Consider the following 22,166-nt stretch of genomic DNA (forward strand, 5'->3'; position numbering starts at 1 on the left):
CCACCGAGTTCGCCGACCTCAGGGGGAGTCAGACCATGCGCCCGATACGCCCGTTCTTCGCCGCACGCCGAGGAGGCGCACGCCGCGGGACCTCCCCCGTGCCGGCGGCCGTCGCCCTGGCCTCGGCGCTGGCGCTCACCGCCACCGCGTGCGACTCGGGCGGCGCCGAGGCGGACGGCAAGGCCACCGCCTCCGCCACCGCCACCGCCGGCGACGACGGGAAGATCAAGATCCCGGACGACCTGAGGCAGAAGCTCAAGGACCACGGGATCGACATCGACAAGTGGAAGAACGGCGCCTGGAAGAAGTGGGACCGGGACGACTGGCTGCGTGAGGCCGACGAGTTCATCAACCCGATCATCAAGGGCCTGTGGGACCCGGACCGCATGCGCCGGGCCGAGGACCCGGACCGGGGCGTCGACACCAGCGGCCTCTCCGGTGACCAGGGCGTCACCGATCCGACGCCGGCGCCGGTGCGGGCGCAGTCCGTGCCGCCGACCTACCACGCCAACGCGGCCACGGCGGGCAAGGTCTTCTTCGACTCGCCCGAGGGCACGATGGTCTGCTCGGCGACGGTCGTGAAGGACCCGGCCCACCCGGGCAAGTCGAACCTCGTGTGGACGGCCGGCCACTGCGTGCACGCCGGCAAGAAGGGCGGCTGGTACCGCAACATCGCCTTCGTGCCGTCGTACAACGACTCGGGCCTCGGCGTCGCCGAGCTGCAGGACGCCGCCCGCGAGGAGGTGGCTCCGTACGGCGTGTGGTGGGGCGACTGGGCGCAGACCTCGCAGCAGTGGATCGAGCAGGGCGGTTCGACCGGCGGCGACGGCGCGGCGTACGACTTCGCCGTCATCCACGTGACGCCGGAGAAGGGCGGCACGGGCACGTCGCTGGAGGAGACGGTCGGCGCGGCGCTGCCGGTCGGCTTCGACGCCCCGGCCGTGCCGGAGGTGGAGAGCGTCACCGCGACCGGCTACCCGGCCGCACCGCCGTACGACGGCCAGCGGCTGTACCGGTGCCAGGACAAGCCGGGCCGGCTGTCCATCGACACGGCGGCGCCGACGATGTACCGCATCGGCTGCACCATGACCGGCGGTTCCTCCGGCGGCGGCTGGGTGGCGACCGGGCGGGACGGCAGGCCGACGCTGGTCTCCAACACCTCGATCGGTCCGGTGACGTCGGGCTGGCTGGCGGGTCCGCGCCTGGGCCCGGTGGCCAAGGGCGTGTACGACTCGGTCAGCGGGAAGTTCGCCGGGCGGTGATCGCCGGACGGCGGGGGGATTCCTGCCCCGGCGGAGGCCGCAACACGCCGCCGGGCTCAGGTTTCCTGCGCTGACGGCGGTATGCCGAAGGCCCGCCCCCTCGCTGAGGGGGCGGGCCTTCGTGCCGTCGGTCAGAGCGCGGCGGCTGGTACGTACGGTGAGAGGTCCGAGGCCAGCTCCTCGTGCACCCGCGCCTTGAGCAGCGTGCCCTCCGCGGTGTGCTCCTCGGAGATCACCTCGCCCTCGGTGTGGGCCCGCGCGACCAGCTTGCCGTGCGTGTACGGCACGAGCGCCTCGATCTTCACGGACGGCCGCGGCAGCTCGTCGTCGATGAGCGCGAGCAGCTCCGCGATACCCCGGCCCGTGCGGGCCGAGACGGCGATGGAGCGCTTCTCGATCCGCAGGAGCCGCTGGAGGACCAGCGGGTCGGCCGCGTCCGCCTTGTTGATCACGACGATCTCGGGCACGTCGGTGGCGCCGACGTCCCTGATCACCTCGCGCACGGAGGCCAGCTGCTCCTCCGGGTCCGGGTGCGAACCGTCCACCACGTGCAGGATCAGGTCGGAGTCGCCGACCTCCTCCATGGTGGAGCGGAACGCCTCGACCAGGTGGTGCGGCAGGTGCCGGACGAAACCGACCGTGTCGGCCAGCGTGTAGAGCCGGCCGCTCGGGGTCTCGGCCCGGCGCACGGTCGGGTCGAGGGTCGCGAACAGGGCGTTCTCGACCAGCACACCCGCGCCCGTGAGGCGGTTGAGCAGGGAGGACTTGCCGGCGTTGGTGTAGCCGGCGATGGCGACGGACGGCACCTTGTTGCGGCGCCGCTCCTGGCGCTTGATCTCGCGGCCGGTCTTCATGTCCGCGATCTCCCGGCGCATCTTCGCCATCTTCTCGCGGATGCGCCGCCGGTCCGTCTCGATCTTGGTCTCACCGGGACCACGCGTCGCGAGGCCGCCGCTGCCGCCGCCCATCTGCCGGGACAGCGACTGACCCCAGCCGCGCAGCCGCGGCAGCATGTACTGCATCTGCGCGAGCGCGACCTGCGCCTTGCCCTCACGGGACTTGGCGTGCTGGGCGAAGATGTCCAGGATGAGCGCCGTACGGTCGATGACCTTGACCTTGACGACGTCCTCGAGGTGGATGAGCTGGCCGGGGCTGAGCTCACCGTCGCAGATGACGGTGTCCGCGCCCGTCTCCAGGACGATGTCGCGCAGCTCGCCGGCCTTGCCGGAACCGATGTAGGTCGCCGCGTCGGGCTTGTCGCGGCGCTGGATCACACCGTCGAGCACCATCGCGCCCGCGGTCTCCGCGAGGGCGGCGAGCTCGGCGAGGGAGTTCTCCGCGTCCCGCACGGTCCCCGAGGTCCAGACGCCGACGAGCACGACCCGCTCCAGACGGAGCTGCCGGTACTCGACCTCGGTGACGTCCTCGAGCTCGGTGGAGAGGCCCGCGACACGGCGCAGGGCCGCGCGCTCGGAGCGGTCGAACTGCTCGCCGTCCCGGTCTCCGTCGATCTCGAGGCTCCAGGCGACGTCCTCTTCCATCAGGGCATCGGCCCGAAGTCCTTCGGGGTGGGTGTGCACGAGGCGCTTGGTGGCCTGGGAAGAGGAAGAAGAGGAGGTCATTGGGTCCTTACGTCGTTGGGGGTGGCGTCGTGCGGCGGCGAGCAGCGGCCCGCCGGCCCGCACGGCCGGTCCGTCACTGATCACAACGCACAGGCACCCCGGGACATTCCCGTGTGCCGTGCCGCGCCGGCCTGATGATGGTCGCACGGCACGGCCCGTCTCGTCACGGTGTTATCGCCGGGCTCCGCGGTGCGCGGCCGTGTGCGGGGTCTCCCCCGCCGCCTTGACGGCCGCCGGCCTCCAGTCGGGGTGGCCGGGCATCGGCGGGGTCTTCGCCCCGTAGAGCCAGGCCTGGAAGAAGCCGCTCAGGTCGCGGCCGGAGACGTCCGACGCCAGGCGGACGAAGTCGGCCGTGTCCGCCGTGCCGTTCCGGTGCTCCCGCACCCACGTCCGCTCCAGGCGGTCGAAGGCGGGCTCGCCGATCTCCTGGCGCAGCGCGTAGAGGACGAGCGCGGCGCCGTCGTAGACGTTCGGGCGGAAGATGCCGATCTTCCTGCCGGGCTCGGGCGGCCTGGGCAGCGCCGGCGGGCCGCCGGCCGCGCGCCAGCCGTCGGAGGCGCCGTAGGCGGCCTTCATGCGGTCCTGGAGGGACCTGCCGGCCGCCTCCTGGGCGTACAGGGCCTCGTACCAGGTCGCGTGCCCCTCGTTGAGCCACAGGTCGGACCAGGTGCGCGGGGTGACGCTGTCGCCGAACCACTGGTGGGACAACTCGTGCACCATGATCGACTCGATGTACCAGGCGGGGTGGCCGGGCTTGGTGAACAGCTCCTTCTCGAAGAGGGAGAGGGTCTGTGTCTCCAACTCGAAGCCGGTGGCGGCGGAGGCCATGAGCACGCCGTACGTCTCGAAGGGGTACGGCCCGACCTTGCTCTCCATCCACGCGATCTGACCGGGGGTCCTGGCCAGCCACGGCTCGAGCGCCCGGCGGTCCGCGGTGGGCACGACGTCGCGCACGGGCAGCCCGTGCGGTCCGGTGCGGCGCAGCACGGTGGAGCGGCCGACGGAGACCTGGGCCAGTTCGGTCGCCATGGGGTGCCGGGTCCGGTACGTCCACGTCGTCGCCCCGCCGTGCCGGTCGACGCCGGCCGGCAGGCCGTTGGCCACGGCCGTGTAGCCCTCGGGCGCGGTGACGCGGAGGGTGAACATCGCCTTGTCGGAGGGGTGGTCGTTGCAGGGGAACACCAGGTGGGCGGCGTCGGCCTGGTTGGCCATGGCGAGGCCGTCGCGGGTGCGCACCCAGCCGCCGTCCCGGCCCTGGGCGGGGCGCGGGTCGCTGGTGTGGCGCACGGTGACGCGGGTCCAGCCGCCCTGCGGCAGCGGCGTGCCGGGGGTGACGACCAGGTCCTCGCCGGCGCTGGTGAAGTCCGCGGGCCGGCCGTCGACGGTCACCGACTGCACCGTGCCGTGCGCGAAGTCCAGGTTGAGGCGGTCCAGTCGCCTGGTGGTCAGGGCGTCGATCGTGGTGACGGCCTGCAGCGGCTCGCTGTTGCTGCCGGAGTAGGCGAAGGACAGGTCGTACGAGGCCACGTCGTACCCGGGGTTCCCGAGGTACGGGAAGAGCCGGTCGCCGACGCCCAGCGGTTCCGCGGGGGCGCTCGCGGCGACGAGGCAGACGGCGACGGCCGGGGCGAGGAGCACAGCCCGCAGACGGCGGGCCGCGGGACGGGGCCGGGAGGCGCGGGCCGGGGGCGGGAGAAGGCCGGAGCCGGGTGACGGGGCGCTGGGACCGGCCTGCTGGGGCCGGTGGAGGGTGAGCGGCATGCAGCCACCGCTACCAGCGCGGACGCACTGTACGGCGGCGACGCGCGCCGGGGCCCACCCGAACGGGGCCATGCCGAGCGCGGGGTGACGACCCTTCAGTGCCTGGGGCGCGGGGCTGGGGGTCGACGCCCGCGCGGGCAGTCCCGGAACGTGGCTCCCGCCGCTGCCCCACGGAGGCGACCGGCCCGACCGCCCGGCGCGCGCACGGGGACATCCGGACCGGCCGCCCAACCCCTGCGCTGGCGGGCCGGATCAGACCCCGGCCGCGCGGCACCCGACATGCTCGACGTCCACTCCCCCACGACGGCGAACCGAACCCGGCGCCCGCACGGGTACGTCGGGCCGGCCGCCCGACGCCCGCGCAGGCAAGCCGGACCGAACCGGCCGCTCGGCACTCGACGCGCTCGACGCCCCTGGACCCCGGCGTGGGCCGGCCGTCCGACGCCGGCACCGAGCACATCGGAACCGGCCGCCCGACGCCGGCAGGTACACCGAACCGCCACCCCGTGGCGGCCGCAGAGGCTGACCGGTGGATGCACTGGCGGGCACCTGCGAGGACGCGCCCGCCGGGGAACGCCGCCCGGCCGTTCAGCCGCTGTGCGGGGGCGGCTGGGTGCGGCTGACGTCGTAGACGCCCGGCACGTTCCGCATGGCCCGCATCAGGGCGGGGAGCCGGGCGGCGTCCGGGAGGCGGAGGGTGTAGGTGTGGCGGACGCGCTGCTGGGCGGGCGGTGCGACGGTCGCCGAGATGATCTCGACGTCCTCCAGGGCGATGGCCTCGGTGAGATCGGCGAGCAGATGCGGGCGGCCGAACGATTCGGCGAGCAGCGTGACCCGGCACTCGGCGGTGTCGCCCCAGCGCACCCCGACCTCCGCACGCCCCGCCTCCCGCATCCGCGCCACCGCGCCGCACTCGACACGGTGCACGGTGACCACTCCCCCGCGGACGGGGAAGCCGGTGACCTCGTCGGGCGGGACCGGCGTACAGCAGCCCGCGAGCCGGACGGCGGCGCGCGGCCGGTCGTCGACCACCACGCTCGCCGCGCCGGGCCGAGGGGCGGGCGGCGCCTGGGCGGAGCCGTCGGCCGGGCGCCCGGAGGCACCGGCCTCCGCGCTCCCGTCCGCCGCACGGGGCGCACCGCCGGACGTCCCGCCGCCCCCGTCCGCCGCGCGGGGCGCACCGTCGGACGTCCCGTCGCCCTCGTCCGCCGCCTCGCCGCCGGCCGGTGCCGGATGCGCCGTCAGCCAGCGCTGGATGGCGATCCGGGCGGCCGGGGTGTGCGCGTGGTCCAGCCACTCCCGGGACGGCTCGGAGGCCGGGTCCTGGCCCATGAGGGGCTGGACGGTGTCGCCGTCCCTCAGGACGGTGCTCAGCGTCGCGAGACGGCCGTTGACGCGGGCGCCGATGCACGCGTGCGCGTCCTCGCCGTACTGGGCGTAGGCGGCGTCCACGCAGGTGGCGCCCTCGGGCAGGCCGAGCGTGCCGCCGTCGGGCCGGAAGACGGTGATCTCGCGGTCCTGGGCGAGGTCCGCGCGCAGCGTGGACCAGAAGGTGTGGGGGTCGGGCGCGGCCCGCTGCCAGTCCAGGAGGCGGGAGAGCCAACCGGGCCGGGTGGGGTCGGCGCGCTCGCCGTCCGCCGGGTCGTCGGACGCCGGTGGCGCGTAGGGGTTGCCGAGCGCGACGACGCCGGCCTCGGCGACCCTGTGCATCTGGTGGGTGCGGATGAGGACTTCGACGACCTGGCGGGCCGCCGACGTGCCCCCCGGCTCGTCGGCGGGGGCGGGAGGCAGGGCGACGGCGGTGTGCAGCGACTGGTACAGGTTGAACTTGGGGACGGCGATGAAGTCCTTGAACTCCGAGACGACCGGCGTCAGGCAGGTGTGCAGTTCGCCGAGGACCGCGTAGCAGTCGGCGTCCTCGCCGACCAGCACCAGCAGGCGGCCGAGGTCGCACCCGCGCAGCCGGCCACGCTTGCGGGCGACCCGGTGCACGGAGAGGAAGTGCCGCGGCCGGATGAGGACTTCGGCGGGGATGCCGGCCTCGCGCAGCACACCGCGGACCTGCTCGGCGACCTCGGCCAGCGGGTCGTCGGCGCGGGCGGCGTTCTCGGCGATCAACTCCCGGGTGTGCTCGTACTCCTCGGGGTGCAGGATCGCGAAGACGAGGTCCTCCAGCTCGGTCTTGAGCGCCTGCACCCCGAGCCGTTCGGCGAGCGGGATGAGGACGTCCCGGGTCACCCTGGCGATGCGGGCCTGCTTCTCCGGCCGCATCACGCCGAGGGTGCGCATGTTGTGCAGCCGGTCGGCGAGCTTGATCGACATGACGCGTACGTCGTTGCCGGTGGCGACGAGCATCTTGCGGAAGGTCTCGGGTTCGGCGGCGGCGCCGTACTCCACCTTCTCCAGCTTCGTGACGCCGTCGACGAGATAGCACACCTCCTCGCCGAACTCCTCACGCACCTGCTCCAGCGTCACGTCCGTGTCCTCGACGGTGTCGTGCAGCAGGGAGGCGGTCAACGTCGTCGTCTCGGCGCCGAGTTCGGCGAGGATGAGGGTGACCGCCAGCGGGTGGGTGATGTACGGCTCGCCGCTCTTGCGCATCTGGCCGCGGTGCGAGGACTCGGCCAGGACGTAGGCGCGGCGCAGCGGTTCGAGGTCGGCGTCGGGGAAGTGGGCCCGGTGGGCCTCGGCGACGTGGCCGATCGCGTCGGGCAGCCGGTCGCGGGCCGTGGGCCCGAGCAGCGCCGCCCGGCCGAGGCGGCGCAGGTCGATCCGGGGCAGGGCCCTCCTGCGGGCCGCTGTGGGTACTACGGCGCCCGGCGCCGCAGGGTTCGTGGCATCCGCACTCATGGGCACCTCCGGCTGCGTGGACCGGCGGACGGGTGCCCCAGGCTGTGCCGCGGCACAGGGGTGGTGGCGGCGGATCCCCCGTCCGGGCCGGTGCTTGATGCTACCCAGCCCACCACCCGCGACCGGCCGCCTCTCGGAGAGCGTGAAACGGATCACCCATTCGAGCGATGGATGGGAGGTTTAGAGTTTTCGGCCACCTGACGCACGGCCGTCCGTCGAATCCGGCCCGCACCGGGTCGCCGACGCCGGGTGTTCCCTGCCCCGCCGGGCCCGGACCATGGATGCCGCCGCCGGTCCCCCGTCAGCGGAGCGCGTCTTCCAGCCACTCCGCGTCGATCTCGCCCTCGGCCACGATCACCGCGGGACCGGTCATCTCGACCTCACCGTCCGCCCGCTCGGTGATCACGAGGGTTCCGCCGGGCACGTCCACCGTGTACGTCGCCGGGGTCCCGGTGACGGCGGGGTCGGCGCCGTCGCGCCGGGCGGCCGCCACGGCGACGGCGCACGCGCCGGTGCCGCAGGAGCGGGTCTCGCCGGAGCCGCGCTCGTGCACGCGCATCGCCACGTGGCGGGGGCCACGGTCGACGACGAACTCGACGTTCACGCCGTCCGGGTAGGCGGAGGCGGGGCTGAAGGGCGGCGGGGCGAGCAGGTCGCCGGCGTGCGCGAGGTCGTCGACGAAGGCGACCGCGTGCGGGTTGCCCATGTTCACGTTGCGGGCGGGCCAGCGGCGCGCGCCGACGCTCACCTCGACGTCCCCCTCGGGGAGCCGGGCCCGGCCCATGCCGACGGTGACGTCGCCGTCCTTGGCGAGGTGGGCGCTCCTCACGCCCGCGCGGGTGGCGATCCTGACGTCGCCCTCGGTCACGTGCCCGGCGTGCTGGAGGTAGCGGACGAAGACCCGCACGCCGTTGCCGCACATCTCCGCGACCGAGCCGTCGCCGTTGCGGTAGTCCATGAACCACTCGGCCTCGCCGGCCATCGCCCGGGCCTCCGGATGCGCTGCCGACCGCACGACGTGCAGCACGCCGTCCCCGCCGATGCCCGCGCGCCGGTCGCACAGCGCGGCGACGGCGGCCGGGGACAGGTCGACCGAGTTGTCCGGGTCCGGGACGATCACGAAGTCGTTCTCGGTGCCGTGACCCTTGAGGAAGGCGATCCGCGTGCTCATTCCTCGATCGTACGGGGTGGCCGCGACGCCCCGGCGATCACACCGGCGCGGGTCCGGCCCGGCGCGACGGGCTGCGGACCGGCGGCCGGGGTGGTCACCGCGCCTGCCGGAGCGTGGGACACGCTGCCGGGGCCCGCAGGTGCCGCAGCCCACCGCACCGGCCGGCGCGACGGCGGCCCGCCGGGTGCTCCGGTCAGCGGAGCCGGGCGACGCGCCAGACGGCGAGGACGACGACCAGGACCACCAGGAGCCCGTACGCGGCGACGACCCGCCAGTCGCGGCGCCGCCCGGAGGCCCGCGGCGGGAGCCCGGGCCAGGTGTGGCCCACCCGGCGGGCGGCCATCATGCCCCAGCCGGCCGCGCAGGAGCAGATCAGCAGCCCGAGCATGGCGATCACGGCACCGCTGTCGCCGAAGTCGAAGGCCAGCGGGAAGGCGAACATCAGGGAGCCGAGCGCGGCCAGGGCCACGATGGGCGCGAGCTGCCAGATGCGCAGCCGCCGCTGCGGGCGCAGCTCGACCTCCACCTCGGGCCCGGCGAACATCTCCTCGGGCCCGGGTCCGTCCGCGGTCACGCCGCCCTGTCCTTCCTCGGGTCCGTCGGGGCTCAGCGAGACCTCGTCCGGATCCCCGCCGTCACGCTCGGCGGTCAGGTGCTCGGTGCCTTCCGCGGTGTCACGAGGGCCGGCCTCCATCGCCACGCGCCCTCCCCACTCGGACTCCACTTGGTCGATCGAAGCTCGATGATGGCACGGCGCCGGAGGCGCCGATGACGGCCTGGGCGTCCCGATGCCATCACGTGATCAGGCTGTAACCGGTCGTTCGACCAAGGCCATGGCGAGGAGGGGGAGTTCTGTGACATCCGCCGCAGCCCCGCTCAGCCAGCGCACCCGCGGGTCGCGGCGGAACCAGGAGTCCTGCCGGCGCGCGAAGCGCTTGGTGGCGCGTACGGTCTCCGCGCGCGCCTCCTCGAGCGTGCACTCCCCGGCGAGCGCCGCGAGGACCTGCTGGTAGCCGAGCGCGCGGGAGGCGGTGCGCCCCTCCCGCAGACCCCGCTCCTCCAGCGCCCGCACCTCGTCCACGAGCCCGGCGTCCCACATCCGGTCGACCCGGCGTGCGATGCGCTCGTCCAGCTCGGGCCGCGCCACGTCGACGCCGATCTGGACGGTGTCGTAGACGGAGTCGTGGCCGGGCAGGTTGGCGGTGAACGGCCTGCCGGTGATCTCGATGACCTCCAGGGCGCGCACGATGCGGCGGCCGTTGCTCGGCAGGATCGCCCGCGCGGCCTCCGGGTCGGCGGCGGCGAGCCGGGCGTGCAGCGCCCCGGAGCCGCGCAGCGTCAGCTCCTCCTCCAGGCGGGTGCGGACCTCGGGGTCGGTGCCGGGGAACTCCAGGTTGTCGACGGCCCCGCGGACGTACAGGCCCGAGCCGCCGACCAGGACCGGCCAGCGTCCCTGGGCGAGCAGCGCGTCGATCCGCTCCCGGGCGAGGCGCTGGTACTCGGCGACCGACGCCGTGACCGTCACGTCCCAGACGTCGAGGAGGTGGTGCGGGACGCCGCCGCGTTCCTCGGGCGTCAGCTTGGCGGTGCCGATGTCCATCCCTCGGTAGAGCTGCATGGAGTCGGCGTTGACGACCTCGCCGCCGAGCTGCTGGGCCAGGAAGACGGCGAGATCGGACTTGCCGGCCGCGGTGGGACCGACGACGGCGATGACGCGGGGGGCGGAGGGTGCGCTGCTCACCGCACCAGTCTCCCAAACGTCCCGCGGACGCCTCGAACGAGTTACGTGACGGCCCGCGCGCGGGGTCGTTCCCGTTGCAAGGGTCCTGCGGCCGGATGCCGTCGGGTCGTGGTCCGGATGCCGTCAGCGGAGCGTCCGCATCACGCGGGGGTTCGCCCACACGAGTAACGTATGGAGCAGAAATGGGCGTTTTTGCACGGTTTTTTCGGAGGTCGAAAGCTGCGGATGAGACGTCGGCCGCCGGGGAGCGGGCCGGCGTGGTGACGACCGATGCCGGAACGTCCGCCGGGGCGTCGGAGCCCGCCGGGGAGCGGGCCGGCGTGGAGAGCGCCGCCGCGGGCGGCTCGGAGGCCGGGCACGAGGAGGCCGCGCAGACGGCGCGGGCGGACGGGGCGGCGGAAGCGTCCGGCGCGGTGGGTGAGGCCGGGGCGGCGCCCGGCGACGGCGCCGAAGAGGGTGCCGGCCCGGACGCCGACGCCGTCGGGATCCCGAAGCAGCAGTCCGCCGACGACACGGCCGGACACGAGACGGGCGGGGGCGCCCGCAGGTGACCCCGCGCGAGGAAGGGCCGATCATGGGTGTGATGCACCGACTGAAGGCCGGGCTGGGTCCGGCCAGGGACACGGTGTCGGGTTTCGCCCGGCAGCACGGGGGCCAAATCGAGCACGGACTCGACCGGGCCGCGCGACTCGTCGACGAGAAGACCAAGGGCAAATACAGCGGGAAGGTCCGGGCGGGCACGGACAAGGCGAAGGCGGCGGTGGACCGGCTCGCCCACCGGCACGGCCCGGGCACCGGCGCCGCACCGGGTGACGGCCCGACGCCGCCCGCCGGGTGAGGGGCGCGCGAGCGCTCGGCGCGACGACGGGAACGGCACACGGCGGACGGCGGACGGCCGGGAGCGAACACTCCCGGCCGTCCGCCGTATGGGGACGGGTGCCGGGCGCCCACCGGGACGGATGCCGCGGACGCCGGCAGGGCCACCCGCGCGGCCATGAGTCGCGGCGCCTTTCGGCCGATCCGAGCGGGGTCCGGGTGGGTGCGGCCGCCGCAAGGCGGAACAGGGCGCCAACGACCCACGGCAACGCGGCGGATGACGGAGGGCACCGACGCGGGCGCCGGCGACCGGTGGCGACGCGGCGGATGTGCGCAGAAAACCGGCGTTGCACGGGGGTGACCCGAAGGACAGGACCCGGGACCGGGCCACGACCGCCCGCGTCCTCCCCCACTGACGGGGCAGCAGGACCCGCCCTCGGGAGGGACGGCGCCGGCCGGTCGCGCGCACTCCCCGGCGGTGTGCCGTCCTCAGGACCAGGCCGCGACCATGTACCCCACGCCGTACGGGGCGTCGTCGTAGAGGAGTGCGCCGGAGAGGGCGGCGTCCTCGGCGGCGCCCGCGAGGACCTGCCAGGGCGCCCGGCCTGACACCTTCAGTTCGCGCGCCGACTCGGCGTCCAGCGCCATGAGGGCGGCCACGTCCGCCCCCGCCAGCGCCCGCGCGACCGCCGCGTCGAAGGGCGCCGCCCGCTCGTCGAGGTAGCCCGGGGCCTTGAGCGTCCGGCAGGCGCTGCCGTCGCCCATCACCAGCATCGCCACCCGGCCGGCCCGTGCGGCGAGGGACCGTCCGGCCTCCCCGCACCGCTCGGGTTCCAGCGCGTCCTCCACGCCGAGCCCCTCGACGGGGGCGTCGGACCAGCCGACCCGCCCGAGCAGCCACGCGGCGACGGCGAGGGAGGGGGGCAGCACGGGCCGGGACACCGGGCCCCTCGGGCCGGTGTCCCGGCCCAGCCGTACCTCCAGGTCCACGCCGAAGCCGTGGAACGAACCCGGGGCGCCCTCCTGGTGCGGGCCCCGTCCGGACTCCTCGGCGGGGCCGACCACGACGAGCCGGTCGGGGCGGGCGGCGGCGAGCACGCCCACCGCGTCCGCGCACGCGGCCCGCGCGGCGTCCAGCTCGGGAGCCGCGCCCGCGGCGACCTCGGGCACGAGGAGGGGCGGGCAGGGACAGACTGCGGCGGCGACAAGCATGATCGGCAGCGTAACGCCGCACCGCACCGACGGCATGCCTGCCCCGTGCGCGCGGCACACCGATCACCGACGGCCCGACGGACCGATGACAGACGTCCGATGCCCGACGACCGATCAGCGACCGCCGGTCACCGGACGCCGGCAGCACCGGGGCGGATGCGCCCCGGGCGGGCCGGCGCCGGGTCAGTCGCAGCCGCAGGCGGGGGCCGCGGCGACGGGCAGGGGCTCGGGGACGCCGATCCTGGGCAGGCCCAGCATCACCCCCGCCGGCTTGGCCGCCTCGGCGGCGTTGCGCTTCTCCCAGGCGTCGCCCGCGCGGGTCCGGCGCACGTCGAGCACCGCCCCCTCGGCGAGGAGGTGGTGCGGCGCGGCGTAGGTGACCTCGACCGTGACCACGTCGCCGGGGCGGACCTCCTGGTCCGGCTTGGTGAAGTGGACCAGGCGGTTGTCGGGGGCCCGGCCGGAGAGGCGGTGCGTGGCGCCGTCCTTGCGGCCCTCGCCCTCGGCGACCATGAGCTCCAGCCTGCGGCCGACCTGCTTCTTGTTCTCCTCCCAGGAGATCTCCTCCTGGAGGGCGACGAGCCGCTCGTACCGCGCCTGCACGACCTCCTTGGGGATCTGGCCGTCCATCCCGGCGGCCGGGGTGCCGGGCCGCTTGGAGTACTGGAAGGTGAACGCCTGCGCGAACCGCGCCTCGCGCACGACGTGCAGGGTCTGCTCGAAGTCCTCCTCGGTCTCGCCGGGGAAGCCCACGATGATGTCGGTGGTGATCGCCGCGTGCGGGATGGCGGCCCGCACCTTCTCGATGATGCCGAGGTAGCGCTCCTGCCGGTAGGAACGGCGCATCGCCTTCAGGACGGTGTCCGAACCGGACTGCAGCGGCATGTGCAGCTGCGGCATGACGTTAGGGGTCTCCGCCATGGCCGCGATCACGTCGTCCGTGAAGTCGCGCGGGTGCGGCGAGGTGAAGCGGACGCGCTCCAGGCCCTCGATCGTCCCGCAGGCCCGCAGCAGCTTGCTGAACGCCTCGCGGTCGCCGATGTCGGAGCCGTAGGCGTTGACGTTCTGCCCGAGCAGGGTGATCTCGGAGACGCCCTCGGCGACCAGGGCCTCGACCTCGGCGAGGATGTCGCCGGGGCGGCGGTCCTTCTCCTTGCCGCGCAGCGCGGGGACGATGCAGAAGGTGCAGGTGTTGTTGCAGCCGACGGAGATGGAGACCCACGCCGCGTACGCGCTCTCGCGCCGGGTCGGCAGCGTGGACGGGAAGGCCTCCAGGGACTCGGCGATCTCGACCTGCGCCTCCTCCTGGACGCGGGCGCGCTCCAGCAGGACCGGCAGCTTGCCGATGTTGTGCGTGCCGAAGACGACGTCCACCCAGGGCGCCCGCTTCACGATGGTGTCGCGGTCCTTCTGCGCGAGGCAGCCGCCGACCGCGATCTGCATGCCGGGCCGCTTCGCCTTCTGCGGCGCCAGGCGGCCGAGGTTGCCGTAGAGCCGGTTGTCGGCGTTCTCCCGCACGGCGCAGGTGTTGAAGACGACGACGTCGGCGTCGCCGTCCGCTCCCTCGGGCGCGCGCACGTAGCCGGCATCCTCGAGCAGCCCCGCCAGCCGCTCGGAGTCGTGGACGTTCATCTGGCACCCGTAGGTACGGATCTCGTAGGTCTTAGACGAGGGGATGTCCACTGCGGGGCTCCGGTCGCTGCTGCTGGTCATGGCTCAAGGGTAGGCGGTCCCCGGCGAGCCGCCGCACGTCACCGGCGGCAGGCAGTGCTCACCTCCCGGCGCCGCGCAGCGTGCGGAAGAAGGCGCGGATGTCGTCGACGAGCAGACCGGGCTGCTCCATGGCCGGGAAGTGGCCGCCGCGGTCGTGGTCGGTCCACTGCACGATGTTGTTCGACCTCTCGGCGATGTGCCGCAGGAGGACGAAGTTGTCGTGGGGGAAGTGGGCCACGGCCGTCGGCGCCGTGGACGCCTCGGGCGGCTTGCCCCAGTAGTCGGCGTGGGCGCGCTCGTAGTACAGGCGCGCGGAGGAGCCGGCCGTGGCGGTCAGCCAGTACAGCGTGACGTTGGTGAGCAGCAGGTCGCGGTCCACGGGCCGCTCGGTCCACTCCTCCCACTTCTCCGCGATCCAGGCGAGCTGGCCGACGGGTGAGTCGGTCAGCCCGTAGGCGAGGGTCTGGGGCCGGGTGGACTGGATGTCCGCGTATCCCTGCCGGTCGCGCACCCAGTCCTGGAAGCGGGCCCAGGACCGGCGGGTGCGCTCGGCCTCCTCGGGCGGGAGCCCGGAGAGGTCGCCGGGCTCCTGCGTCATGTAGCCGTTGGGGAGCAGGTTCAGGTGGACGCCGACGACCTCGGCGCGGGTGCGCCCGAGCTCCCTGGAGATGGCCGCGCCCCAGTCGCCGCCCTGCACCCCGTACCGCTCGTAGCCCAGCCGGCGCATCAGTTCGGCGAAGGCCGCCGTGACGCGGCGGAGCTCCCAGCCGCGCTCCCGGGTCGGGCCCGACAGGCCGAAGCCGGGGATGCTGGGGAGCACCAGGTGGAAGGCGTCCGCCGGGTCGCCGCCGTGCCGGGCGGGGTCGGTGAGGGGGCCGGCGACCTCGAGGAACTCCACGTAGGAGCCGGGCCAGCCGTGGGTCATCAGCAGCGGCGTGGCGCCGGGCTCCGGCGAGCGGATGTGGGCGAAGTGGACGCGGGCGCCGTCGATCTCCGTGACGAACTGCGGCCACTGGTTGAGCCGGGCCTCGGCCGCGCGCCAGTCGTAGGTGTGCCGCCAGTACCGGGCCAGGTCCTTCAGGTGGGCGAGCGGCACGCCGTAGTCCCAGCCTGCGCCCGGCAGTTCGTCCGGCCACCGGGTGCGGTCCAGGCGTTCGTGGAGGTCGTCCAGGTCGGCCCGGGGGATGTCGAGGCGGAAGCGTTCGATGCTGTCTGCTGGACTCATAGACGATCGATCCTAGGCCTTGGCCGAGGCCCGCGGGACGGCCGCGCGGACCAGATCCGCGACGGCCGGCCACTGGTCCTGGAGGTAGAAGTGGCCGCCCGGGAGCGTCTCCAAGCGGAAGGGCCCGGTGGTGTGCCGCGACCAGGACCGCACGTCGTCGAGCGGGGCGACCGGGTCCGCGTCGCCGCCGAGCGCGATCAGGGGGCACGACAGGGGGCCGCCGGGCCGGGGGCGGTAGGTCTCGCTCGCCTGGTAGTCGCTGCGGATCAGCGGCAGCAGCAGGGCGCGCATCTCGGCGTTGGCGAGGAGTTCGGCAGCGGTGCCGCCGAGCCACGAGATCTGCCCGGCCAGTGCCTCGTCGTCGAGGAGGTACGACGTGGTCAGCCGGACGCGGGAGGGGGCGGGCCGTCCGGACGCGATCAGCGTGGCCGGGCCCTGCTCGCCGAGGCGCAGGGCGACCTCGTAGGCGAGGATGGCGCCCATGCTGTGCCCGAAGAAGATGCGCGGTGCGGCGGCGGGTACGGCGGCCAGCACCTGCGCGACACGGTCGGCGAGTTCGTGCAGGTCGGTGACGGCCGGCTCGTCGTGCCGCTCCTGCCGGCCCGGATACTGCACGGCGAGCACCCGTACGTCGGGGGCCAGTTCGGCCGCGAGGGGGCGGTACCAGCCGGCGGATCCGCCGGAGTGCGGGAAGCAGACCAGTTCCGGTGCTCCCTCGCCCTCCGCGGGGTGTTTGGCGAGGGCCTTCAGCCACAGTGACGGGGCGGGCATCGCTCATGCTCCTTTTCAGGCCAGGGTCCGCTGCGGCAGCGCGAGGACGACGGGGTGGTCGCGGTCGGCGACGCCGAGCCTGGACGCTCCGCCGGGCGAGCCGAGGTCGTCGAAGAACTCCGCGTTGGCCCGGGTGAAGTCCTGGTACTCCGCGGGGACGTCGTCCTCGTAGAAGATGGCCTCGACCGGGCAGACCGGTTCGCACGCTCCGCAGTCGACGCACTCGTCGGGGTGGATGTAGAGGGCCCGCCGGCCTTCGTAGATGCAGTCGACGGGGCACTCGTCGAGGCACGCCTTGTCCTTGATGTCGGCGCAGGGCTGTGCGATCACGTACGACATGGGGGTGTCGCTCCTGTTCGGTGGTGGCGGTGTCAGACGAGGCTGGTGGGGCGGCCGGGCCGTTGTTCGGGGAGCCGCAGATAGCAGTAGGACGCCCGGACCGCCGAGACGAGGGGCATCCGGCGCGCTTCGGCCACGACGACGGAGTGGCAGGCTGCGAGCACTTCGGCGCCGGTGACCCGCCGGTCCGTGCAGACCGCGTAGAGCTGCGCGGCCGCGACCTGCTGGTCCGGTGTCAGCTCGGCCGTCTCGACGCCGCGTCCGTCCAGGAAGCGGCGCAGCGCCGGGCCGGTGCCGAGCGGGTGTCCCCGGTCGCACTCCTCGTCCCAGCAGGTGCGCATGGCGCAGGCGACGCCGAAGGTCAGCGTGGGGACGACGAGGCGGAGAGTGCCCCGGCGGACCGACTCCCGAAGTGCGGCGCCCCGTTCGGTGTGCCCGAGGGCGATGCGGTAGAGCGAGTGGACGTCGACCACGGTGGCCTCGGAGTTCGCCGGGAGTTCGTCCTGGCTCACTGGGGGCACCTCCTTGGCGGGCGGAGCGGACGGGACGGTTCCCGGCGGGCGCGGCGTCCGTGCGGTCGGCACGCTGTCGCCGCACCCGGCCGGGGTGCGGTGGTGCGGATGGCGCGGTGGTGCCGGCGGTGCGGATGGTGCGGTGGTGCCGGTGGCGCGGATGGTGCGGTGGTGCCGGTGGTGCCGGTGGCGCCGTGGCCCTGGTGGTGCGGCGGGTGCGCGCGGGTGCGGCCGCCGCTCACAGTCCGAGCGAGATGGGGTCGCTGCCGCGGCAGCCCTCTCCGTCGGGGCTGTGGCCGCAGGAGTGGTGCAGGCGCTGCGCCGGGCGGGGGGAGGACCACTCGTGGGTCTCCATGCGCGCCATCGGGGGACGGGACGCCGTGGCGTGCTCCGGCGGCTGCTCGTCGTGGCTCATTCGTGACCTCGCCTTCGGGACGGTGTGGGCAGGGCGGACGCTCCGAGCCCGCGGGCGGCCGTGGCGGCGGCCCGCCGGCGGAGCGGGCGGGGCAGGGTGTCGGAGGGTGAACGGGTCCTGCGGGCACGCGCTCCCGCCCGGTGGACGGCGCGCCCTCGCGGGGTGGCGGTCCGGCGCGGAGCGATCAGGCCGCGGCGCGGTCCTCGAGCGGCCTGCGGCGCAGCGCGGGGGTCGACAGGGCCGGCGGCGGCCACGAGGCGAGCGGGTCGTAGAGGTTGGTGCCCGGCGGGACGATCTCGTCGATCCGGTCGAGGGTGGCGTCGTCGAGCGTGAGCGCCGCCCCCTTGAGCGCGTCGTCGAGGTGGGCCATGGTGCGCGGGCCGATGATCGCCGAGGTGACATCGGGGTGCGCGGTCACGAAGGCCAGGGCGAGCTCGGGCAGGGTGCAGCCGAGGTCCGCGGCCAGCGCGACGAGCTGCTCCAGGGCGTCGAACTTGGCGGCGTTCGCCGGGAGCGAGGGGTCGAACCGGGAGGGCACGACCGCCGGGCGGCCCCGGCCGAGGTCGATGTCCTGGCCCTTGCGGTACTTGCCGGACAGGAACCCGAAGGCCAGGGGGCTCCAGGTGAGCACGCCCATCCGGTACCGCCGGCAGGCCGGCAGCACGTCGGCCTCCACGCGGCGGGCGAGCAGCGAGTACGGCGGCTGCTCGGTGCGCAGGCGCATCAGCCCGCGGCGCTCGGCCACGTGGTGGGCGTCGACGATGTCCTCGACCGGGAAGGACGAGCAGCCGAAGGCGCGGATCTTGCCCTGGTGCACGAGGTCGGACAGGGCTCCGAGGGTCTCCTCCATGTCGGTGGAGTAGTCGGGGCGGTGCACCTGGTAGAGGTCGATCCAGTCGGTCTGCAGGCGCCGGAGGCTGTCCTCGACCTCCCGGACGATCCACCGCCGTGAGTTGCCGCTGCGGTTGCGGCCCTCGCCCATCTGGAAGTGCACCTTGGTGGCGAGCACGACGTCGTCCCGGCGGCCCCGCAGAGCGGCGCCCACGATGGTCTCCGACTCGCCCGCCGCGTACATGTCGGCGGTGTCGACGAAATTGATGCCGTGGTCGAGGGCCGTGTTGACGATGCGGGCGCAGTCCGCGTGGTCCGCGTTCCCGACGAATCCGAAATTCATGGTGCCGAGGCAGTAGGCACTCACTTCTATGCCGGTCCCGCCGAGCGTGCGGTAACGCATGGCCGTGCTCCCTTGCAAGGTCGACTTGCCGAAATGGACTGGGGTTCCGCCGGACGGGAATGCGCGCCCCGGACCACCGTGACGACCTGGGCGGAAGCGGGGCGTGCGGGCTGCTCCGGATTCGGAGCCTACACACGCCGCGCGCCCCGCCGGGGAAATGCCGGCGGACCCCGCACCAGGTCGGCAACTTCACCAAGTAGGCGGGCGCTCGGCCGTCTTCGCTTGCCCGGCGCGGGCGTCGCGCCGCTATGGTCCAGACACGTCGGCCGAACAGGTTCGGCGCGGACCACGCACCGCGAGTGCGAGCCGGAACGGTGTTCCGCTCGTGATCCGGATGCCGTCGCGCCGCATCCGGCGGACGCCGCCGGACTTCGGGCCGGCACCGGTGCGTGCCCTCTCCGCGCGGAATGCGTGCGCCGAAGGTGCGGGAATTCCCCGCCCCATCGCAATTCCCGCGCTCAACGCCCGCACAGGCGGGCGGTGCTTTTCGTTCGCCATCCGACGCCGGGCCGGTCAACGCCGTCCGAACCGCGATGCCTCCGTGAAAGGAGTCGGCCCATCTCCAGGCACGAAAACCGTTCCTCCGGCTGCCCCGTCGACGCGGCCTCAGCCGACCTTGTCGACCCCCACCTGTACAGCAGCGGAGAGGCGCCCGGGATCTGGCGCCGGCTGCGCGAGGCGGACGGTCTCACCTGGCACCAGGTGGACGACGACCGCGGCTTCTGGTCCGTGGTGAAGTACGCAGACACCGACCTGGTGCTGCGGGACGCCGCCACCTTCACCTCCGAGCGGGGCACGCTCCTCGACCTGCTCGGCACCGACGACCCCGCCGGCGGGCAGCAGCTCGCCGTCACGGACCCGCCCCGGCACACCGAGCGGCAGGCGCGCCTGAAGAAGGCGCTGGCCGTGAAGGCGGTGGACCGCCAGCGCGAGGTGATCCGGGCGAAGGTCGTCGACCTGCTCGAACCCCTGGGCTCGGGACAGGTCTTCGACTTCGGCACGGCCATGCTGGCGCTGCCGATGTCCGTGACCGGCACCATGATGGGCCTGCCGGAGCAGGACTGGCCCTGGCTGAGCCGGCTCACCACGGTGTGCATCGCCGCCGACGACCCGGAGTTCCAGGATCCCGGCGGCAAGGAGGCGACGCTGCAGTCGGCGCACCGCGAGCTGTTCGGCTACTTCCAGGACCTGATGCGCCACCGCCGCGGCAACATCGGCGACGACCTGCTGAGCGTGCTGATCTCGACCCGGTTCGAGGGCCGGCTGATGTCCGCGAGCGAGATCGTCGCCAACTGCTACAGCCTGCTGCTCGGCGCCAACGTCACCACGCCGCACGCGCCCACGTTCTTCCTGGCCGAGTTCACCGGCACGGACGTGCCGGCGGACTGGGCCGCCCACCCCGAGGTGCACGCGACGGCGTACGAGGAGGCGTTGCGCTGGGCCTCCCCGGTGAACCACGTGCTGCGGTACGCCACCCGTGACACGGTCGTGCGCGGCACCCGGATAGCCGCCGGCGACGCCGTCGTGGCCTGGCTCGGGTCCGCCAACCGCGACGAGGAGGTGTTCGAGAACAGCGAGACGTTCGACATCCGGCGCCGGCCCAACAAGCACCTGGCGTTCGGCATCGGCCCGCACTACTGCGTCGGGCACAGCGTCGCCCGCGTCACCGTCAGCGTCCTGTTCGAGGAACTCTTCGCCCGGTACGAGGACTTCGAACTGGCGGGCAAGCCCGAGCGGCTCATCTCCAACTTCGCGTCGGGCTACAAGCACGTGCCCCTGACGGCGCGCCGGCGTTCCTGAGGGGGTCGTGGTGGAAACGGCGAAAGCAACCTCCCCGCCCGCCGCGGGCGCGGCGCAGCCGCACTGGTACGAGGCCAACGCGGCCCAGAAGGGCCTGTGGGTCCTCGACAAGGTCGAGCACCTGCGCCCCACGAGCCTGATCCCGACCGTCGTGCGCTTCACCGGACCGGTGGACCACGCGCTGCTCGTGTCGTCGGTGCAGCGGGTCCTCGGCCGGCATCCCGCGCTGCGCTCCCGCTTCCGGCTCGACGCCCGGAACAAGCGGATCGAGTACCGCACCGACGCCGCGCCCGCCGAGGCCGGCTTCCTCGACGCCGCCGCGGAGGGCTGGACCGGGCAGGAACTCGACCGGCTGCTGGAGGTGCTCTGCTACACGCCCTTCGACCTGGCCGGGGAGGCACCGGCCCGGGCCGAGGTGATCCGGGTGGACGCGGGCACCACGCTGCTGGTGTTCACCGTGCACCACATCGTCTGCGACGGCTGGTCGCGCACCCTGCTCATGGCGGAGATCGCGGAGGTGTACCGGGCCGCGCACGCCGGGGTGGAACCGGTCCTCAGCTCCCCTCCGCACCCCAGCCGGGTGGTCACCATGGCCGGGCCGGACGAGCTCGACGAGCGCCTGCCGCCGGTGGTCGAGCGGCTGCGCGGCGTGCCGATCGACGTGCGCGTCCCCTTCCGCCGGCAGGTCGACGAGCCGTCGCTGTCCGGGGCGAGCGCCGCCGTCCGGTTCGACCCGGGACTGACCGAGGCCGTGCTGGCGGCCGCCGAGGCGGAGGGGTGCACGCCGTTCATGGTGGGCACGGCCCTGTTCGCCGCGTCGCTGGCGCGCGCCGGCAGCCAGCGGGACTTCCTCTTCGCCTTCGGCTGGCCCGGCCGCGACGACCCGGGCGTCGCCGACGCCGTCGGCATGTTCATGAACACGACGATGATCCGGGTCACGCTCGACGCGGCCACCACCTGGCGCGAACTGCTGCGCACCACCCGGATCGCCGCCCTGGAGGCCTTCGTCGACGCCGACGTGCCCCTCGACGCCGTGGCGGCGGCCCTGCGGCCCGAGCGCGACGTCATCTGGCCGCCGCTGTCCCCGGTCCTGGTGAACATGGCCGAGGTGCCCGAGGACATGCACCTGCCGTCCGGTGTGGTGGGCCGGCTCCAGCCGCTGCCCTCCCTGCACATGAAGTACGACCTGGGCCTCTTCGTCAGCGTGACCGAGGAGTCCGGTGCCCGGCAGCTGGAGCTGTCCGCCGACTTCATCGAAGACCTCTACCCCCGCGACGACATCGCCGGACTCCTCGCAGACCTGCGGCGTTGCGCCAACCATCTCGTCAACAGCCCGGAGGAAACCGTGACCGACCAGCCCGCCGCGCCCGACCTGTCCACCCCCGAGGCCCGCATCGCACTCGTCCGTTCGCTGTGGCAGGAGGTCCTGAAGACCGACGAGGTGGGCGACGACGTCAGCTTCTTCGACGCCGGCGGCGACTCGCTGCTGCTGATCATGCTCGTCGAGCGGCTGAGCCAGGTATCGGGCCGGTCCCTGAGGACCATGGACCTCTTCCGCGCGGGAACCGTGCGCGGCCACGCCGGGCTGCTCGCCGAGCCGGCCGGCGCCGAGGCCTCCGGGACCGGCCAGAGCGCCAGGGACCGCCTGCTGGGCGCCGCGCGCGGCCCGCGCTGACCCCCGCCTCCACCGCGCGTTCCGCGGCCACTCCCCGACCCCCGTAG

At 74.1% G+C, this 22,166-nt stretch carries 19 protein-coding genes; 5 read left to right on the top strand and 14 right to left on the bottom strand.

Annotated features, from left to right (window positions below):
• Positions 1–35 precede the first annotated feature (35 nt).
• Positions 36–1,262, top strand: a complete 1,227-nt coding sequence (locus ABZ920_RS10580) for a hypothetical protein (RefSeq protein WP_361501355.1) — start codon at positions 36–38, stop codon at positions 1,260–1,262.
• A 131-nt stretch (positions 1,263–1,393) separates the two neighbouring features.
• On the opposite strand, the gene hflX is transcribed toward ABZ920_RS10580, so the two are convergent.
• The 6 genes from hflX to miaA all read right to left on the bottom strand — a co-directional run bounded on the left by hflX (position 1,394) and on the right by miaA (position 10,407).
• The gene (gene hflX / locus ABZ920_RS10585) at positions 1,394–2,884 is read right to left on the bottom strand and encodes a GTPase HflX (protein ID WP_361501358.1); all 1,491 of its coding nucleotides are present in this window, start codon (positions 2,882–2,884) and stop codon (positions 1,394–1,396) included.
• A gap of 171 nt (positions 2,885–3,055) precedes the next feature.
• Positions 3,056–4,645, bottom strand: a complete 1,590-nt coding sequence (locus ABZ920_RS10590) for a M1 family metallopeptidase (RefSeq protein WP_361501361.1) — start codon at positions 4,643–4,645, stop codon at positions 3,056–3,058.
• 588 nt (positions 4,646–5,233) lie between these two features.
• On the bottom strand, positions 5,234–7,495 hold the full coding sequence (locus ABZ920_RS10595) for an HD domain-containing protein (RefSeq protein WP_361501364.1): 2,262 nt from the start codon (positions 7,493–7,495) through the stop codon (positions 5,234–5,236).
• A 301-nt stretch (positions 7,496–7,796) separates the two neighbouring features.
• The gene (dapF, locus tag ABZ920_RS10600; protein ID WP_361501367.1) at positions 7,797–8,666 is read right to left on the bottom strand and encodes a diaminopimelate epimerase; all 870 of its coding nucleotides are present in this window, start codon (positions 8,664–8,666) and stop codon (positions 7,797–7,799) included.
• 193 nt (positions 8,667–8,859) lie between these two features.
• Positions 8,860–9,360, bottom strand: a complete 501-nt coding sequence (locus ABZ920_RS10605) for a hypothetical protein (protein WP_361501459.1) — start codon at positions 9,358–9,360, stop codon at positions 8,860–8,862.
• A 108-nt stretch (positions 9,361–9,468) separates the two neighbouring features.
• Entirely contained in the window at positions 9,469–10,407 is a 939-nt protein-coding gene (gene miaA / locus ABZ920_RS10610) for a tRNA (adenosine(37)-N6)-dimethylallyltransferase MiaA (RefSeq protein ID WP_361501370.1), read from the bottom strand.
• A 257-nt stretch (positions 10,408–10,664) separates the two neighbouring features.
• On the opposite strand from miaA, the gene ABZ920_RS10615 reads away from it, so the two are divergent.
• Positions 10,665–10,958 (top strand): hypothetical protein, encoded by a 294-nt coding sequence (locus ABZ920_RS10615; RefSeq protein ID WP_361501373.1) that lies wholly within the window; start codon positions 10,665–10,667, stop codon positions 10,956–10,958.
• Between the two features lie 23 nt (positions 10,959–10,981).
• Positions 10,982–11,245, top strand: a complete 264-nt coding sequence (locus tag ABZ920_RS10620) for an antitoxin (RefSeq protein WP_361501376.1) — start codon at positions 10,982–10,984, stop codon at positions 11,243–11,245.
• Positions 11,246–11,712: 467 nt separating this feature from the next.
• Here ABZ920_RS10620 and ABZ920_RS10625 read toward each other — a convergent pair whose 3' ends face one another.
• The 8 genes from ABZ920_RS10625 to ABZ920_RS10660 all read right to left on the bottom strand — a co-directional run bounded on the left by ABZ920_RS10625 (position 11,713) and on the right by ABZ920_RS10660 (position 18,644).
• Positions 11,713–12,435: a class III extradiol dioxygenase subunit B-like domain-containing protein gene (locus ABZ920_RS10625; protein WP_361501379.1), complete on the bottom strand. Its 723-nt coding sequence runs from the start codon at positions 12,433–12,435 to the stop codon at positions 11,713–11,715.
• 183 nt (positions 12,436–12,618) lie between these two features.
• Positions 12,619–14,148: a tRNA (N6-isopentenyl adenosine(37)-C2)-methylthiotransferase MiaB gene (gene miaB / locus ABZ920_RS10630; RefSeq protein ID WP_361501382.1), complete on the bottom strand. Its 1,530-nt coding sequence runs from the start codon at positions 14,146–14,148 to the stop codon at positions 12,619–12,621.
• Between the two features lie 58 nt (positions 14,149–14,206).
• Entirely contained in the window at positions 14,207–15,373 is a 1,167-nt protein-coding gene (locus tag ABZ920_RS10635) for an epoxide hydrolase family protein (protein ID WP_361501385.1), read from the bottom strand.
• A gap of 12 nt (positions 15,374–15,385) precedes the next feature.
• On the bottom strand, positions 15,386–16,144 hold the full coding sequence (locus ABZ920_RS10640; RefSeq protein WP_361501388.1) for an alpha/beta fold hydrolase: 759 nt from the start codon (positions 16,142–16,144) through the stop codon (positions 15,386–15,388).
• Between the two features lie 15 nt (positions 16,145–16,159).
• Positions 16,160–16,483 carry a ferredoxin gene (gene fdxA, locus ABZ920_RS10645; protein ID WP_361501391.1) on the bottom strand — a complete coding sequence of 108 codons (324 nt, stop codon included), beginning with the start codon at positions 16,481–16,483 and terminating at the stop codon, positions 16,160–16,162.
• 32 nt (positions 16,484–16,515) lie between these two features.
• Entirely contained in the window at positions 16,516–16,995 is a 480-nt protein-coding gene (locus ABZ920_RS10650) for a hypothetical protein (protein WP_361501394.1), read from the bottom strand.
• A gap of 238 nt (positions 16,996–17,233) precedes the next feature.
• Positions 17,234–17,410: a hypothetical protein gene (locus tag ABZ920_RS10655; RefSeq protein ID WP_361501397.1), complete on the bottom strand. Its 177-nt coding sequence runs from the start codon at positions 17,408–17,410 to the stop codon at positions 17,234–17,236.
• A gap of 184 nt (positions 17,411–17,594) precedes the next feature.
• A complete protein-coding gene (locus ABZ920_RS10660; RefSeq protein WP_361501400.1) occupies positions 17,595–18,644 on the bottom strand; it encodes an aldo/keto reductase in 1,050 nt (349 codons plus the stop codon).
• Positions 18,645–19,346: 702 nt separating this feature from the next.
• Between ABZ920_RS10660 and ABZ920_RS10665 the strand changes: the two genes are divergently transcribed.
• Positions 19,347–20,444 carry a cytochrome P450 gene (locus tag ABZ920_RS10665; protein WP_361501403.1) on the top strand — a complete coding sequence of 366 codons (1,098 nt, stop codon included), beginning with the start codon at positions 19,347–19,349 and terminating at the stop codon, positions 20,442–20,444.
• Between the two features lie 10 nt (positions 20,445–20,454).
• Positions 20,455–22,119 carry a condensation domain-containing protein gene (locus ABZ920_RS10670; RefSeq protein ID WP_361501406.1) on the top strand — a complete coding sequence of 555 codons (1,665 nt, stop codon included), beginning with the start codon at positions 20,455–20,457 and terminating at the stop codon, positions 22,117–22,119.
• Positions 22,120–22,166 lie beyond the last annotated feature (47 nt).

The organism is Streptomyces sp. NPDC046831, assembly GCF_040645305.1.
GTDB lineage: Bacteria > Actinomycetota > Actinomycetes > Streptomycetales > Streptomycetaceae > Streptomyces.

What these genes read in the sequence shown, in the direction of transcription:
- ABZ920_RS10580 (WP_361501355.1), top strand. Translation starts at nt 36, where the DNA reads ATGCGCCCGATACGCCCGTTCTTCGCCGCACGCCGAGGAGGCGCACGC.
- hflX (WP_361501358.1), bottom strand. Translation starts at nt 2,884, where the DNA reads ATGACCTCCTCTTCTTCCTCTTCCCAGGCCACCAAGCGCCTCGTGCAC.
- ABZ920_RS10590 (WP_361501361.1), bottom strand. Translation starts at nt 4,645, where the DNA reads ATGCCGCTCACCCTCCACCGGCCCCAGCAGGCCGGTCCCAGCGCCCCG.
- ABZ920_RS10595 (WP_361501364.1), bottom strand. Translation starts at nt 7,495, where the DNA reads ATGAGTGCGGATGCCACGAACCCTGCGGCGCCGGGCGCCGTAGTACCC.
- dapF (WP_361501367.1), bottom strand. Translation starts at nt 8,666, where the DNA reads ATGAGCACGCGGATCGCCTTCCTCAAGGGTCACGGCACCGAGAACGAC.
- ABZ920_RS10605 (WP_361501459.1), bottom strand. Translation starts at nt 9,360, where the DNA reads ATGGAGGCCGGCCCTCGTGACACCGCGGAAGGCACCGAGCACCTGACC.
- ABZ920_RS10620 (WP_361501376.1), top strand. Translation starts at nt 10,982, where the DNA reads ATGGGTGTGATGCACCGACTGAAGGCCGGGCTGGGTCCGGCCAGGGAC.
- ABZ920_RS10625 (WP_361501379.1), bottom strand. Translation starts at nt 12,435, where the DNA reads ATGCTTGTCGCCGCCGCAGTCTGTCCCTGCCCGCCCCTCCTCGTGCCC.
- miaB (WP_361501382.1), bottom strand. Translation starts at nt 14,148, where the DNA reads ATGACCAGCAGCAGCGACCGGAGCCCCGCAGTGGACATCCCCTCGTCT.
- ABZ920_RS10635 (WP_361501385.1), bottom strand. Translation starts at nt 15,373, where the DNA reads ATGAGTCCAGCAGACAGCATCGAACGCTTCCGCCTCGACATCCCCCGG.
- ABZ920_RS10640 (WP_361501388.1), bottom strand. Translation starts at nt 16,144, where the DNA reads ATGCCCGCCCCGTCACTGTGGCTGAAGGCCCTCGCCAAACACCCCGCG.
- fdxA (WP_361501391.1), bottom strand. Translation starts at nt 16,483, where the DNA reads ATGTCGTACGTGATCGCACAGCCCTGCGCCGACATCAAGGACAAGGCG.
- ABZ920_RS10655 (WP_361501397.1), bottom strand. Translation starts at nt 17,410, where the DNA reads ATGAGCCACGACGAGCAGCCGCCGGAGCACGCCACGGCGTCCCGTCCC.
- ABZ920_RS10660 (WP_361501400.1), bottom strand. Translation starts at nt 18,644, where the DNA reads ATGCGTTACCGCACGCTCGGCGGGACCGGCATAGAAGTGAGTGCCTAC.